The sequence below is a fragment of the Streptomyces sp. NRRL F-5123 genome, from assembly GCF_000721495.1.
Taxonomy (GTDB): Bacteria; Actinomycetota; Actinomycetes; order Streptomycetales; family Streptomycetaceae; genus Actinacidiphila.
Genome location: NZ_JOHY01000033.1, coordinates 61,944 through 76,111, shown reverse-complemented (window position 1 = coordinate 76,111; position 14,168 = coordinate 61,944). Strand labels below are relative to the sequence as shown.

The following is a 14,168-nucleotide window of genomic DNA, read 5'->3' as shown; positions in this document are numbered from 1 at the left end:
TAGCTTGCGGCGTCCGGTGCGGTGCGTCGCAAGGCGCCGGATCGGCCTCGTAGTGGGCCTGCTCGGTCGATGCGGCAACGCAGCGAGGTGCCGTGCCGGACGCCGCAAGCTACCGGCAAACCCTCCCGGTCACAGCACCAGGGCCTGTTTCGAAAGTCCCGTCTGCCCGGAGGGGTCTGGCACGCACGCTTGCTGCGTTGTCGGTCGTCAGCGCAGCCCGCTGCGCTTTCTCCCCCTGGGCCTGGCGGCCCGGGAGGTGCCCCCACCCTCCGCCTTGCAATCGCACGCACCAGACCCCTCCGGCCCCGCCCTGCGGGCGGACGACGCTACTTTCGAAACAGGCCCTAGAGCACCTTGGACAGGAAGGCCCTGGTCCGTTCGTGCTGCGGGTCGGCCAGCACCTCGCGGGGGCGGCCGGTCTCGACCACGACACCGTCGTCCATGAAGACGAGCGAGTCGCCGGCCTCGCGGGCGAAGCCCATCTCGTGGGTCACGACGATCATGGTCATGCCGTCGTCGGCGAGGCCGCGCATCACGTCCAGGACGTCGCCGACCAGCTCCGGGTCGAGCGCGGAGGTCGGCTCGTCGAAGAGCATGAGCTTGGGCTCCATCGCCAGCGCCCGGGCGATGGCCACCCGCTGCTGCTGGCCGCCGGACAGCTGCGCGGGGTAGTTCGCGGCCTTGTCGGCCAGGCCCACCCGCTCCAGCAGGGCCCCGGCGCGCTCCCGGGCGGCCGCCCGGGACTCGCGCTTGACCTGGACGGGGCCCTCCATGACGTTCTCCAGTGCCGTCATGTGCGGGAAGAGGTTGAAGCGCTGGAAGACCATGCCGATACCGCGCCGCCCGGCGGCCACCTCGCGGTCGCGCAGCTCGTGGAGCCGGTCGCCGCGCTGCCGGTAGCCGACGAGGACGCCGTCCACGTACAGCCGCCCGGCGTTGATCTTCTCCAGGTGGTTGATGCAGCGCAGGAAGGTGGACTTGCCGGAGCCGGACGGGCCGATGAGGCAGCACACCTCGCCGGGGGCGACCCGGAGGTCGATGCCCTTGAGGATGTGCGCGGCGCCGAAGGACTTGTGGACGCTCTCGGCCCGCACCATCGGCTCCACCCCGGAGGCGGGGGGCGCGGACTTGTCGAGACTGGGAGTGCTCATGGGTCAGCCCACCTTCGGTCGGCGCAGGGTGGTGGCCGTGCCGGCCAGGTTGGCCCTGACCTTCTGCCACGGGGTCAGCGGCAGCGAGCGCTGCGAGCCGCGCGCGAAGCGCCGTTCCAGGTAGAACTGGCCGACGCTGAAGACGCTGGTCAGCACCAGGTACCAGACGGACGCGACGAAGAACATCTCCATGATCGCGTTGGAGCTGACACCGATGTCGGACGTGGCGCGCAGCAGCTCGGAATACTGCACGACCGACACCAGCGACGACGTCTTGAGCATGTTGATGAACTCGTTGCCGGTCGGCGGGATGATCACCCGCATCGCCTGCGGGAGCACGATCCGGCCCATCGTCCGCGGCCCGGTCATGCCGAGCGCGTGCGCGGCCTCCGTCTGGCCCTCGTCGACCGACTGGATGCCGGCCCGGACGATCTCGGCCATGTACGCGCCCTCGTTGAGGCCGAGGCCCAGCAGGGCGGCCACGAAGGGGGTCATGACGGCGACGGTGTCGTTCTTGTACAGCGGCATCAGGTTGATCGTGTGGAAGATCAACGAGAGGTTGAACCACATGAGCAGCTGCACGTAGACCGGGGTGCCGCGGAAGAACCAGATGTACAGCCACGCGACCGCGCCGGTCACCGGGTTCTTCGACAGCCGCATCACCGCGAACAGCACGCCGAGCACCAGGCCCATGGCCATCGCGCACACCGAGATCAGCACGGTGTGCCAGACACCGGTGAGCACCGTGTGGTCGAAGAGCTTGATCCCGACCGTGTGCCAGATGATCTTGCCCTGCGAGAAGCCGTACGCCAGCCAGCCCAGCAGCGCCACCACGACCACGGCGGCGACCCAGCGCCCGTAATGGCGTACCGGAACGGCCCGGATGGCCTCGTACGGCACCCCGGCGGGGGCCGGGGCGGGAGCGGTGTCCGCCGGTGCCGGGACGGTGTCCGCGGGGGCGGGTTCCGTGGAGGGGCCGACCGCGTCCTCGGGGACGCGGTCGGCGGGGGTCCCGCTCACGTCACGAGCCGCCGTTGATCGCGACGGTGGTGATCGCGCCGGAGCTCGCGTTCCACTTCTGCAGGATCTTGGCGTACGTGCCGTCCGCGACGATCGCGTCCATGGCGGCCTTGAGGGCGTCCCGCAGCTGCGGGTCGTCCTTGCTCACCGCGATGCCGAAGGGCCCGGCGTCGGAGGGGGCGCCGGCCACCTCGAAGTCGCTGCCCTTGCCCGAGGTCTGGGCGATGTAGGCGGCCACCGGGGTGTCGTTGAGGTCGGCGACGGCGCCGCCGGCCTTGACCCGGGTCTGCGCCTCGGCGTCGGTGTCGAAGGCCTGGATGGTCAGGCCCTTGGAGCCGCACGCGGTCTTCTGCTTCTTGAAGGCGTCCTCGTAGATCGTGCCGCGCTGGACGGCCACGGTCATGCCGCACAGGTCGGCGAGCGTCTTGACGCCCTTCGGGTTGCCCTTCTGCACGAGCAGCGAGGAGCCGGAGTTGTAGTAGTCGACGAAGTCGACGCCGGTGCCGATCTTCTTGCCCTTCTCGTCCAGGCCCTGCTGGCGGGCCTTGGTGTCGCTCATAGCGGACATCACGATGTCCGAACGCCCGGTCTGGAGCGACGTGATGAGACCGTCGAACTTACCGTTGGTGAACTTGAACGTGACGCCGAGCTTCTCGCCGAGCGCCGCCCCGAGGTCCGGGTCGATGCCGACGATCTGGCCGTTCTCGGTCTGCTCCATCGGGGCGTACGAGGCGTCCGTACCGACCTGGACGACCTTCGAGGACTGGTACTTCTGCGGCAGCTGGGCGAACAGCGAGTCGGGAGTCGCGCTGGTCGTGGCGCCGCCGGCGGCCGTGGAGGGGCTGCTGCCCGCTGCGGGCGAGTCGTCCTTGGTCTGGTCGCCGCACCCGGTGAGAACCAGGGTTCCGGCCACCGCGACGGCGGCGACCGCACTGAGCCGGGAAAGGGCGCTGGTACGCCTGGACATGCGTGCCGTCATCGCTGCGTCCTCCTGAAGAGGTGAGTGGTGGTGCTTGGGGCTGGCACACGCCTTCGAGTGTCGCCACCGTGTGTGATCTGTGCATCTTGCCATCCGGACTGCGCCGCCCGGGGGCCTCGTTGTGTCAAAATCGCATAACGGGCGATCCCCGGGCTCCCATCGGGCCGGCACACCACGGCAGGACCGCGATGGGGCCATGCCTGTCAGGGCCGCACGGCCACGCGGTGGTTGCGGCTCCCTGGAACAGTCATCCGGTAGAACGGATTCTCACCCCTCATCCGGGGCCGGTGCGCGTGCGGCGCACCAGGCGTCCCCAGTCCGCCGATTCGCTCACTCGTTCCCGTGGGCAGGACGCCGGCCCGATCTCTCTCCCGCGCGCGCCCGCCGCGTGCGGGAGGAGTATTTCCCTCACTCACTGACAAAGGGGTCAAAACTTGGCAATCGAGACCGTCAATCCGAGGACGCACGGCGATACCGGCGGCGACGCCGAGGACATCCCGCTCGATCCGGTCTTCGCGCTGCACCGCGGCGGCAAGATGGAGATCGCCTCCACGGTGCCCGTGCGGGACGCCGCCGACCTGTCGCTCGCCTACACGCCCGGGGTGGCCGAGGTCTGCACGGCCATCGCAGAGCAGCCGGAGCTGGCGCACGACTACACCTGGACGTCGCAGGCGGTGGCGGTGGTCACCGACGGCACCGCGGTGCTGGGCCTGGGCGACATCGGCCCGCGCGCGTCACTGCCGGTCATGGAGGGCAAGGCGATCCTCTTCAAGCAGTTCGGCGGGGTCGACGCGGTGCCGATCGCGCTGGACTGCACGGACGTCGACGAGATCGTGGAGACCGTGGTCCGGCTCGCCCCGTCGTTCGGCGGGGTGAACCTGGAGGACATCTCGGCGCCGCGCTGCTTCGAGATCGAGCGGCGGCTCAAGGAGCGGCTGGACATCCCGGTCTTCCACGACGACCAGCACGGCACCGCCGTCGTCACGCTCGCCGCGCTGCGCAACGCCGCGAAGCTCACCGGCCGCCGGCTCGGCGACCTGCGGGCCGTCATCTCCGGCGCCGGGGCCGCGGGCGTGGCCATCGCGCGCATCCTGCTCGAAGCGGGCATCGGGGACGTCGCGGTGACGGACCGCAAGGGCGTGGTCCACGCCGGGCGCGACGACCTCAACCCGGTCAAGCGCGAGCTGGCGTCGTATACGAACCGCGCGGGGCTGGCCGGCTCGCTGGAGGACGCGCTCGCGGGCGCGGACGTCTTCATCGGCGTCTCCGGCGGCACGGTCGCCGAGCGGGCCGTCGCGAGCATGGCGCCGGGCGCCTTCGTCTTCGCGATGGCCAACCCGACACCGGAGGTCCACCCGGACGTGGCGGGCCGGCACGCCGCCGTCGTCGCGACCGGGCGCAGCGACTTCCCCAACCAGATCAACAACGTGCTGGCCTTCCCCGGCATCTTCGCCGGCGCCCTCCAGGTGCGGGCCTCGGCCATCACCGAGGGCATGAAGCTCGCCGCCGCCGAGGCGCTGGCCGGTGTGGTCGGCGACGAGCTGAGCGCGGAGTGCGTCATCCCGTCGCCCTTCGACCCGCGGGTGGCGCCCGCGGTGGCGGCGGCGGTCGCGGCCGCGGCCCGTGCGGAGGGCGTCGCCCGCCGCTGAGGCACCGCCCACCGGTATGTGACCAGCGTCACATACCGGTAGGTGTCACAAAATCCGGGACGGCGCAGTCTTCAGGGTTGTCCGGAGTGACACCGGACACCCGAGCACCCCCGCGCGCCGGCTCCCCGTACCGGCGGGCGGGGGTGCCGTACGTGGCCGGCCCGCCCTCCGTACGGGGCGGGCCGGCCGCCACCGCCGGGCCGCCGGCGTCCCGCCTCCCCGCTCGGCGCCGGGCCCCGGCGCCGGGCCCGCAGGCCCCTCACGCCCACCGGCGCACACCCATCCCCACCGGCTCCCGCCAGGACCCGGCAAAAACTTTCAGGATTTACGCCCCGGGTGTTGCTCGTTTCCACTCCGGCTCGTCAGGCTGCGCACTGCACGTACCTCTCCACCGCTCACGCCACGCCCGCACCGCGAGGGAGCCTGAATGCCGCGCCACCCGCACCGCACCGCCCGCCACACCCGCGCCCTGACGCTGGCCGCAGCGCTGGCGCTGCTCGGCGGCCTCACGAGCGCCGCCGCCGGCGGCGTGGCCACGGCCGGGGCGGCGGACCCGCAGACGGGCCGGCAGGCGGAGTTCACCGCGGCGGCCCGGGAGTTCGGCGTCCCGCTGCCGGTCCTGGAGGCGGTGTCGTACTACGAGACGCGCTGGGAGGCGCACTCCGGTCAGCCGAACGCCGAGGCGGGCTACGGACCGATGAACCTCACGAACCTCACCGCCGCCACCCTCGACGGCGACGGCCTGAGCACCCTGTCCCCGCGCTACGCCGACCTGCTCACCGCCCCCGCCGAGCACACCGCGGGCGCCGCCGCCGCGCTGCTGGGCGTGGACATCGCGGCCGTCACCGGCGACGAGGCGCAGAACATCCGCGGCGGCGCCGCGCTGCTGGCCTCCTACGCCCGCGGCTACGGCCACGGGCGGCTGCCGCGCACCACCGACGGCTGGTACGCCGCCGCGGCCCGCGCCGGCCAGTCCACCGAGGACACCGTCGCCCAGGCCTTCGCCGACGGCGTGTGGTCCACGATGGCCTCCGGCGCCTCCCGCACCACCGCCGACGGCCAGCTGGTCACCCTCGCCCCCGTCGGCCACCTGCACCCGAACCGGAGCGACGTCCGCAAGCTCGGCCTGAAGGAGGTGACGCCGCCGAGGAGCAGCACCCCCGCCGAATGCCCGGCGTCGCTGCACTGCGACGTCGTCCCCGGCGCGTACACCCTGCTCGACCCGTCCGACCTCGCCGACTACGGCAGCCACGACCTCGCCGACCGCCCGAACGGCGACCTCGACATCCGCTACATCACCCTGCACAGCACCGACGAGACCTACGACGGCACCCTCGACCTCTTCCGCGACCCGACCTACGCGGCCGGCGCGCACTACGTCGTACGGTCCGGCGACGGCCACGTCACCCAGATGATCCCCACCAAGGACATCGCCTGGGACAGCGCCAACCGATCCTTCTACCAGCACTCCATCGCCATCGAGCAGGAGGCGTGGGCGACCCACGGCGCCGCCTGGTTCAGCGAGGACCTCTACCGCTCGACCGCCTCGCTGGTGCGCTACCTCGCCGCGAAGTACGACATCCCGCTGGACCGCGCGCACATCCTCGGCCACGACAACATCCCCGGCGGCACCGAGTCGGGCGTCGCCACCCAGCACTGGGACCCGGGCCCCGGCTGGGACTGGGAGCACTTCTTCGACCTGCTGGGTGCGCCCATCCGGGCGACCGCCCCGGCCGGCAGCGACACCGTCGCGATCAAGCCCGGCTACGCGCACAACCTCCAGTCCACGACCTACTGCGACGACGTGCAGGGCTACAAGCAGTTCCCCGGCCCCTACCGCAGCTTCGACTGCCCGGTGGCCGCACCCGACCAGGCCGCGTCGTTCGTGCCGCTGCACACCGCGCCCAGCACCACCGCGCCGCTCGTCGCCGACCCGTACCTGCACCCGGACGGCTCCGCCGGGACGACGGCCATGAACGACTGGGGCGACAAGGCGCCCGCGGGCGAGCAGTACGTCGTCGCGGACCGCGTGCCCGGCTGGACGGCGATCTGGTGGGGCGGCACGAAGGCGTGGCTCCAGGACTCCGCCGCGCACCCGGTGACCGTGCCGGTCAAGGCCGCGCGCATCGTGCCCAAGCCGGGACTGGCCTCGGTGCCGGTCTACACCACGGCCTACCCCGAGGCGTCCGCCTACCCCGCGGACTTCGTCGCCTTCGAGGGCGGCACCGCCCCGCGCCGTCAGCTGGCCCGCGCCAAGTACACGATCCCGGCGGGGCAGTCCTACGTCGCCGCGGGCCCGGCGGTGCGCACCGACTCCTACTTCGCCATCTACTACGACGGGTCGGCGCCGTACGACCAGCACGACTTCCTCGGGCAGACCAAGGTGTACGAGATCGTCTACAACCACCGGGTCGCCTTCGTGAACGCCGCCGACGTGGACCTCGTCCCCGCCGGCTGACGCCCCGCGGTTCCCCGCGCCGATGGGGGGCGCGGGGGACCGCGGGTGAACGCCGTCCGGGCGCCCGGGCTCAGGCCGGGCGGTCGGACTCCAGGGCCTCGTGCGTCAGGTGCAGGGCGCGGGAGGACTTCTCGTACGTGCGCTGCGCCACGCACACGAACAGGCAGTCGACGACGACCAGCTGGCTGATGCGCGAGGCCATCGCGCCCGGCCGGAAGGTCGTCTCACGGCCCGCCGAGACCAGGACGTGGTCGGCGGTCCTGGCGGCCGTCGACAGCGGGTGGTTGGTGATGACCACGGTGGTCGCGCCCTCGGCGGCGGCCCGCCGCAGCGGCTCCAGGATGTCGCGGCTCTCCCCCGAGTGCGACACCGCGAGGAAGACGTCGCCGACGCCCAGCAGCACCGCGCTGGTCAGCGCCGACTGGGAGTCGGTGTGGGCGTGGCAGGCCCGCCCGATGCGGGCGAGCTTCTGCTGGAGGTCCTGGGCGACGAGCCCGGAGGCGCCGACGCCCGCGATGTGCAGCTGCCCGCCGCCGCACACGGCGCGCACGGCGCCGTCCAGCGCCTCGGGGTCGAGCTGGGTCGCCGTCTCGCGGACGGCCTGGGTCTCGGTGTGGACGATCTTGCCGATGACGGTGGCCGCCGAGTCGTCCGGGCTGATGCCCGAGCTGAGCGTCGAGCGCGGCTCCTGCTTGGCCGCGGACACCGCGAGCGCGAGGCGCAGCTCCGGGTAGCCGGCGAAGCCGAGGGCGCGGGCGGTTCTGACGATCGAGGACTCGCTGGTGCCGGCCAGCGCGCTGAGTTCGGAGATGGTACTGCGGGCCACCTGCGCCGGATCCTCCACGATCAGGGTGGCGATCCGGGCTGCGGCGGGGGTGAGCGAGGGCATCAGCCCCCGCACCATCGCGGTGAGAGCGTCGGCCGAGTCACTGGGCGCAGTGGCGTCGAGGGACCGGTCGGTCGGTGGTTCCTGGACTATGTGGTACACCCGACCAAGGATGCACCCACCAAACGTGCTTCTGGGAACCGCGGGGGCGAAATCCCGCCCCCTGGACAGCGGCCGGCGGCCGCCGCCGGACGGCCCGGTCCGCGCTACGCGTGTCACACGTCCGGGTGACACGCGGGGGACAATGTCCGGGTGGACGCCCCCGCCTCTCCCCCGCCCTCGCCGCTGGACCCGCGGCCGCCCTCGCCGCTGACCGAGGTCGCGGACGAGCGGCTGTCCCGGCACGGGGTGCGACTGCTGCTCAAGCGCGACGACCTGGTGCACCCGGCGCTGCCCGGCAACAAGTTCCGCAAGCTGCGGCCCAACCTCGCCGCCGCCCTGGAGCAGGGCCACGACACGCTGCTCACCTTCGGCGGCGCCTATTCCAACCACCTGCGCGCGGTCGCCGTCGCCGGGCGGCTGCTGGGGCTGCGCACGGTCGGCGTGGTCCGCGGCGAGGAGCTGGCCGGCCGCCCCCTCAACCCGTCGCTCGCGCGGGCCGCCGCCGACGGCATGGAGCTGGACTTCACCGACCGCGCCGCCTACCGCCGCAAGGACACCCCGGAGGTGCTCGCCGCGCTGCTGGCCCGCCACGGCCGCGCCTACGTCCTCCCGGAGGGCGGTTCCAACGCCGCCGCGGTGCGGGGCTGCGCCGAGCTGGGCCGGGAGCTGCGCGGCGCCGCCGACGTGGTGGCCGTCGCGTGCGGGACGGGCGGCACGCTCGCGGGGCTGGCCGCCGGGCTCGCCGGGGCGGACGGGGCGGACGGGGCGGACGGCGGGGGCGCGGAGGCGATCGGCTTCGCGGCCCTGCGGGGCGACTTCCTCGGCCAGGAGGTGCTGCGCCTCCAGCAGGCCGCGTACGGCGCCCGCCGCGGCCGCTGGCGCGTGGAGCCGCGCTTCCACCACGGGGGCTTCGCCCGCAGCACCCCCGAACTGGCGGCGTTCGCCGCCGGCTTCGCCGACCGGCACGGCTTGTCCCCCGAGCCCGTCTACGTCGCGAAGATGCTCTACGGCGTTGCGGCCCTCGCGGACGAGGGCGCCTTCCCGCCGGGAACCCGCGTCGCCGCGGTGATCACGGGGTGACGTGCTCCCGTGCGCCTCTTACGCCTGTCACATGAGGCGACCGTAATCTTGGGGCATGATCCGCGCCGCGACGCCCGCCGATGTGCCCGTCCTGCATGCCCTGATCCGCGAACTCGCCGACTACGAGAAGGCGTTGAGCGAGGCCCGGGCCACCGAGGAGCAGCTGCGGGAAGCCCTCTTCGGGCCCGATCCGCTCGCCCACGCGCTCGTCGCGGCGGACGGCACGAGCGGCGAACCGGTCGGTTTCGCCCTGTGGTTCCGCACCTACTCCACCTGGACCGGCACGCCCGGGCTCTACCTGGAGGACCTGTTCGTACGGCCGCAGGCACGCGGCGCCGGGCACGGCAAGGCGCTGCTGGCCGCGCTCGCCGCGATCTGCGTGGAACGCGGCTGGTCGCGCTTCGAGTGGGCGGTGCTCGACTGGAACGAGAAGGCGCTCGCCGTCTACCGCGCGGTCGGCGCCCGCCCGCAGGACGAGTGGACCGTGCAGCGGCTGACCGGACCGGCCCTCGCGGCGCTGGCCGCGCAGGCGGCGAGCCCGGCGAACCCGGCGAACCCGTATGCGAATTGAGACCCCTACCCCTGACGGACCGTCCGTACCCTTGCGCTTACCATGGGTGACAGCGCGGTATCGCGCCCGCACCCCGCACCACCCGCGGACCGGTTCACCCATGGCGGCGACCGTCCTCCGTCCGGGCGACAGCGGGGCGCGGATCGCGATAGCGTCGCTGCGAACCAGAGCAATCACTGTGTGCCACCGTGGAGGTGAGGGTGTCCCAGAGCGCAGGCGACCCCGGGTCGAAGGACTTCGTCGAGGTCCGGCTGCCCGCGGCAGGGGCGTATCTGTCGGTGTTGCGGACGGCCACGGCCGGACTGGCGGCACGGCTGGACTTCACCCTCGACGAGATCGAGGACCTGCGCATCGCCGTGGACGAGGCGTGCGCGATCCTGCTCCAGCAGGCCGTCCCCGGCAGCGTGCTGAGCTGCGTCTTCCGGCTCGTCGGGGATTCGCTGTGGGTGACCGTCGCGGCCCCCACGACCGACGGGCGGGCACCGGAGCGCGACACCTTCGCCTGGACGGTGCTCTCCGCACTGGCCGGCGAGGTGGACTCCACCGTCGCGGAGGACAAGACGGTCAGCATCAGTCTGCACAAGAAGCGCGGCGCCGTTCCAGGGCTGTCGTGACACCGGCGGGCGCGGCGGCGGCCCCGCCGCCCGCACCGCCCAGGTCAGCGTGTCCCCGGTCCAGCTGCGGGCCGGTGACGCTACAACCGTGCAGGAATCGACGGGGAAGACGGGGATATCGCGATGAGTGCTGAGCTGTCCCGGGACGAGAACCCCGGCACACCCGCGGAGCGCGACGTGCCCGCGGCACGCGGCCGAGCCGCGCTGCCCGCCCAGGCCCCGGACCGCGCGGCCCCGGCCGGGCAGCGGCGGCGCACGGCGGGCGAGGGCGCCAGGCCCCACCCCGTCGATCACGCAGACGACAACGACGTGGATGAAGACGCGGCGGAGCAGGCGACGACGATGGACCAGGAGCACGCGCACGACCCGCAGGAGCGGGAGCAGGGCCAGGACCAGGGCCGAAATCAGGGCCAGGACCAGGACCGGGGCCAAAGTCAGAGTCAGGGCCGGGACCGGGAGCACGACCCGCAGGACCGGTCAGGGGCGCGGGCCCTCTTCGTCGAGCTGCACAAGCTCCCGGAAGGCTCCCCCGAGCGGGCCGAGCTGCGCAACCAGCTCGTCCGCATGCACCTGCCGCTGGTCGAGCACCTCGCCCGCCGCTTCCGCAACCGCGGCGAGCCCCTCGACGACCTCACCCAGGTCGCCACGATCGGCCTGATCAAGTCGGTGGACCGCTTCGACGTCGACCGCGGCGTCGAGTTCTCCACCTACGCGACGCCCACGGTGGTCGGCGAGATCAAGCGGCACTTCCGCGACAAGGGCTGGGCTGTACGCGTCCCCCGCCGCCTCCAGGAACTGCGCCTCGCCCTCACCACCGCGACCGGCGAACTCTCCCAGCGGCACGGCCGCGCCCCCACCGTCCACGAGCTCGCCGAGCACCTCAAGATCTCCGAGGAAGAGGTCCTGGAGGGCCTGGAGTCCGCGAACGCGTACAGCACGCTCTCCCTCGACGTCCCCGACACCGACGACGAGTCCCCGGCCGTCGCCGACACCCTCGGCTCCGAGGACGAGGCCCTGGAGGGCGTCGAATACCGCGAGTCCCTCAAACCCCTGCTGGAGCAGCTGCCGCCGCGGGAGAAGACGATCCTGCTGCTGCGCTTCTTCGGGAACATGACGCAGTCGCAGATCGCGCAGGAGGTCGGCATCTCCCAGATGCACGTCTCCCGCCTCCTGGCGCGCACCCTCGCGCAGCTGCGCGACAAGCTCCTGATCGACGAGTAGCTGCTGCGCAGGGCGCGAGCCATCGGGGGCGCGGGGAACTGCGCGCGCAACCCGCCACCGGCCGGTGGTCCGGGCACGACAGCAACTGCCCCTTCGGGCCGGTGACGACCCGCGCCCCGGCGGGGGCTGGGGGCACCGCCCAGGCCAAGCTCTGGGGGAGCGCAGTTCCCCGCGCCCCCGACGGGGCCCCTGCGCCGAGTGCGAGCTCCTACGCGTTCACCCGGCGGATGCCGAGTGCGTCGGTGGTCGCCGGGTGGGCGAGGAGGACGAGGCCCGCGAGGGCCAGGAGGCCGAGGACGGCGCCGCCCGCCACCACGGCACCGGAGGAGTGGAGCATGGTCCACGCCACCGGGAGGGCCAGCAGCTGCATGATGAGCGCAGGCCCGCGGCTCCAGCGGCGGGACCGGCGCAGCCCGTACGCCGCGGAGAGCGGGATCGCCGCGAAGACCAGGACGGTGAGCCCGGCGAGGACCGCGTGGTCGCTGCCGGTGAAGAACATGGTGACGCCCCACACCGCGATGACGAGCCCTTCGAGGCCCGCGATGGCGGCGGCTCCGAGCAGCCGGGCGCGCCCGCCGGGCGTGGGGGCGGCCGCTGCGGGCTCCACGGGTTCTGCGGCCTCTTCGGCCTCTTCCTCGGCGGGCGCGACGGCGCCTTCCGTGTCCTCGGCCACAGCGGCGGCATCGAGCTCGGGCGAGGGGTCCTGGGGGGTCTGGCTCACACCACTCAGCGTAGCCCGAGCCGAAAAACCGTAGGTACGCTATCGACCATGCGTGCACTTCTCGTCGTCAACCCGGCAGCGACCACCACCAGTGCTCGGGTGCGCGACGTGATCAGCACCGCATTGGCCAGCGATCTGAAGCTGGAGGTCGCCACGACCGAATACCGCGGGCACGCGCGCGACCTCGCGCGCCGCGCGGTGGAGGGCGGCCAGACGGAACTGGTGGTCGCGCTCGGCGGTGACGGCACGGTCAACGAGGTCGTGAACGGGCTGCTGCACCGCGGGCCCGACCCGGACGCGCTGCCGCAGCTCGCCGTGGTGCCCGGCGGCTCCACCAACGTCTTCGCCCGGGCGCTGGGGCTGCCCAACGACGCCGTGGAGGCGACCGGGGCCCTGCTGGACGCGCTGCGCGCCGGCTCGTCGCGCACGGTCGGCCTGGGGCTGGTCAGCGGCACGCCGGGGACGGAGGACGAAGGGGTGCCGGACCGCTGGTTCACCTTCTGCGCGGGCCTGGGCTTCGACGCCGGCGTGGTGGGGCGGGTGGAGCAGCAGCGGGAGCTGGGCAAGCGCTCGACGCATGCGCTGTATCTGCGGCAGGTGGCCCGGCAGTTCGTCGCCGACCCGAACCGCAGGAGCGGGACGATCACGGTGCGGCGGCCGGACGAGGAGCCGCTGGCCGGGTTGTCGACGGCGATAATCTGCAATGCCGCACCATGGACGTATCTGGGCAATCGGCCTATTTACGCATCTCCCGACGCATCTTTCGACAGCGCGCTTGACCTGCTGGGCATTCGCAAGATGTCCGCATTGTCGGGAACGCGCTACGCGGCACAGTTGCTCCGGTCCACCCCGGACCGCGGACCGCGCGGCAAGCACGCGGTCACCTTGCACGATCTGACCGACTTCACCTTGCAATCGCAGGCTCCACTGCCCTTCCAGGTGGACGGTGACCACCTGGGGCTGCGTACGAGTGCGACCTTCACAGGCGTACGCCGTGCACTGCGTGTGATTGTGTAAGTCGAAGAGCCTAAAGTCCTTTTACTCGAACGTTTAGGCTGCCCCGCACCCCATGGAAGTACGGCTGTGATCGACGCGACACCGAGGAATCAAAAAAAACTTCCCTGAAGGGGTTGTATCTCCAGCCGAGGTTTGCGAGTCTCTACATGGCGATCGGGACGGCCGACAAACCGGCCCCCTTGAGAGCCCGAATCTGAGACCTCACACCAGCGGGACTGCACCAGTGAAGACTGGGTGGCGTCCCGTTCCCTGTGAAGGGATTCGTGAAAGCGTTCACATTCACAAGCAACGAGCTTGTCACACGAGGAGTTGGAGCAGCCATGGACTGGCGTCACCGCGCCGTTTGCCGCGAGGAAGACCCTGAGCTCTTCTTCCCTATCGGCAACACCGGTCCTGCGCTGCTGCAGATCGAGGAAGCCAAGGCCGTCTGCCGCCGCTGCCCCGTCATGGAGCAGTGCCTGCAGTGGGCGCTCGAAAGCGGTCAGGACGCCGGTGTCTGGGGTGGCCTCAGCGAGGACGAGCGTCGCGCGATGAAGCGCCGCGCCGCCCGCAACCGGGCCCGCAACGCCAGCGCCTGACACGCACGCCTTCCGACCGAGCCGCAGCGCGCAGCACCTGTCACCCGCGCAGCACGCAGCATCCGGAAGCCCCCCGTACCAATGGCGGTACGGGGGGCTTCCGCGTGTCCGGGTCACCGGA

General features: G+C 72.3%; 13 protein-coding genes. 8 read left to right on the top strand and 5 right to left on the bottom strand.

Features of this window, described 5'->3' with window-relative positions:
• Positions 1-344: 344 nt before the first annotated feature.
• From IH54_RS0124045 to IH54_RS0124035, 3 genes are read right to left on the bottom strand one after another with little or no spacing between them, the layout of a single operon-like run.
• Positions 345-1,151 (bottom strand): amino acid ABC transporter ATP-binding protein, encoded by an 807-nt coding sequence (locus IH54_RS0124045; protein ID WP_324607816.1) that lies wholly within the window; start codon positions 1,149-1,151, stop codon positions 345-347.
• A gap of 3 nt (positions 1,152-1,154) precedes the next feature.
• Positions 1,155-2,171 (bottom strand): amino acid ABC transporter permease, encoded by a 1,017-nt coding sequence (locus IH54_RS0124040; protein ID WP_078862480.1) that lies wholly within the window; start codon positions 2,169-2,171, stop codon positions 1,155-1,157.
• Position 2,172: 1 nt separating this feature from the next.
• A complete protein-coding gene (locus IH54_RS0124035) occupies positions 2,173-3,150 on the bottom strand; it encodes an ABC transporter substrate-binding protein (RefSeq protein ID WP_031520316.1) in 978 nt (325 codons plus the stop codon).
• A 434-nt stretch (positions 3,151-3,584) separates the two neighbouring features.
• On the opposite strand from IH54_RS0124035, the gene IH54_RS0124030 reads away from it, so the two are divergent.
• Entirely contained in the window at positions 3,585-4,799 is a 1,215-nt protein-coding gene (locus IH54_RS0124030; protein ID WP_031520313.1) for an NAD(P)-dependent malic enzyme, read from the top strand.
• A gap of 427 nt (positions 4,800-5,226) precedes the next feature.
• Positions 5,227-7,257 (top strand): N-acetylmuramoyl-L-alanine amidase, encoded by a 2,031-nt coding sequence (locus IH54_RS0124025; RefSeq protein WP_031520311.1) that lies wholly within the window; start codon positions 5,227-5,229, stop codon positions 7,255-7,257.
• 70 nt (positions 7,258-7,327) lie between these two features.
• Here IH54_RS0124025 and IH54_RS0124020 read toward each other — a convergent pair whose 3' ends face one another.
• Positions 7,328-8,245 carry a MurR/RpiR family transcriptional regulator gene (locus IH54_RS0124020; RefSeq protein WP_234343761.1) on the bottom strand — a complete coding sequence of 306 codons (918 nt, stop codon included), beginning with the start codon at positions 8,243-8,245 and terminating at the stop codon, positions 7,328-7,330.
• Positions 8,246-8,395: 150 nt separating this feature from the next.
• On the opposite strand from IH54_RS0124020, the gene IH54_RS0124015 reads away from it, so the two are divergent.
• From IH54_RS0124015 to IH54_RS0124000, 4 genes are all read left to right on the top strand, one after another.
• Positions 8,396-9,325: a 1-aminocyclopropane-1-carboxylate deaminase/D-cysteine desulfhydrase gene (locus IH54_RS0124015; RefSeq protein ID WP_031520307.1), complete on the top strand. Its 930-nt coding sequence runs from the start codon at positions 8,396-8,398 to the stop codon at positions 9,323-9,325.
• Positions 9,326-9,380: 55 nt separating this feature from the next.
• Positions 9,381-9,896: a GNAT family N-acetyltransferase gene (locus IH54_RS0124010; RefSeq protein WP_031520304.1), complete on the top strand. Its 516-nt coding sequence runs from the start codon at positions 9,381-9,383 to the stop codon at positions 9,894-9,896.
• Positions 9,897-10,096: 200 nt separating this feature from the next.
• The gene (locus IH54_RS0124005) at positions 10,097-10,510 is read left to right on the top strand and encodes an anti-sigma regulatory factor (protein WP_031520302.1); all 414 of its coding nucleotides are present in this window, start codon (positions 10,097-10,099) and stop codon (positions 10,508-10,510) included.
• Positions 10,511-10,633: 123 nt separating this feature from the next.
• On the top strand, positions 10,634-11,731 hold the full coding sequence (locus tag IH54_RS0124000; protein ID WP_234343759.1) for an RNA polymerase sigma factor SigF: 1,098 nt from the start codon (positions 10,634-10,636) through the stop codon (positions 11,729-11,731).
• Positions 11,732-11,939: 208 nt separating this feature from the next.
• On the opposite strand, the gene IH54_RS0123995 is transcribed toward IH54_RS0124000, so the two are convergent.
• On the bottom strand, positions 11,940-12,452 hold the full coding sequence (locus IH54_RS0123995) for a hypothetical protein (protein WP_234343757.1): 513 nt from the start codon (positions 12,450-12,452) through the stop codon (positions 11,940-11,942).
• 48 nt (positions 12,453-12,500) lie between these two features.
• Here IH54_RS0123995 and IH54_RS0123990 point away from each other — a divergent pair, with 48 nt between their 5' ends.
• Positions 12,501-13,469 carry a diacylglycerol/lipid kinase family protein gene (locus IH54_RS0123990; protein WP_031520296.1) on the top strand — a complete coding sequence of 323 codons (969 nt, stop codon included), beginning with the start codon at positions 12,501-12,503 and terminating at the stop codon, positions 13,467-13,469.
• A gap of 320 nt (positions 13,470-13,789) precedes the next feature.
• Entirely contained in the window at positions 13,790-14,047 is a 258-nt protein-coding gene (locus IH54_RS0123985; protein WP_031520293.1) for a WhiB family transcriptional regulator, read from the top strand.
• Positions 14,048-14,168 lie beyond the last annotated feature (121 nt).

What these genes read in the sequence shown, in the direction of transcription:
- IH54_RS0124035 (WP_031520316.1), bottom strand. Translation starts at nt 3,150, where the DNA reads ATGACGGCACGCATGTCCAGGCGTACCAGCGCCCTTTCCCGGCTCAGT.
- IH54_RS0124045 (WP_324607816.1), bottom strand. Translation starts at nt 1,151, where the DNA reads ATGAGCACTCCCAGTCTCGACAAGTCCGCGCCCCCCGCCTCCGGGGTG.
- IH54_RS0124010 (WP_031520304.1), top strand. Translation starts at nt 9,381, where the DNA reads ATGATCCGCGCCGCGACGCCCGCCGATGTGCCCGTCCTGCATGCCCTG.
- IH54_RS0123985 (WP_031520293.1), top strand. Translation starts at nt 13,790, where the DNA reads ATGGACTGGCGTCACCGCGCCGTTTGCCGCGAGGAAGACCCTGAGCTC.
- IH54_RS0123990 (WP_031520296.1), top strand. Translation starts at nt 12,501, where the DNA reads ATGCGTGCACTTCTCGTCGTCAACCCGGCAGCGACCACCACCAGTGCT.
- IH54_RS0124025 (WP_031520311.1), top strand. Translation starts at nt 5,227, where the DNA reads ATGCCGCGCCACCCGCACCGCACCGCCCGCCACACCCGCGCCCTGACG.
- IH54_RS0124000 (WP_234343759.1), top strand. Translation starts at nt 10,634, where the DNA reads ATGAGTGCTGAGCTGTCCCGGGACGAGAACCCCGGCACACCCGCGGAG.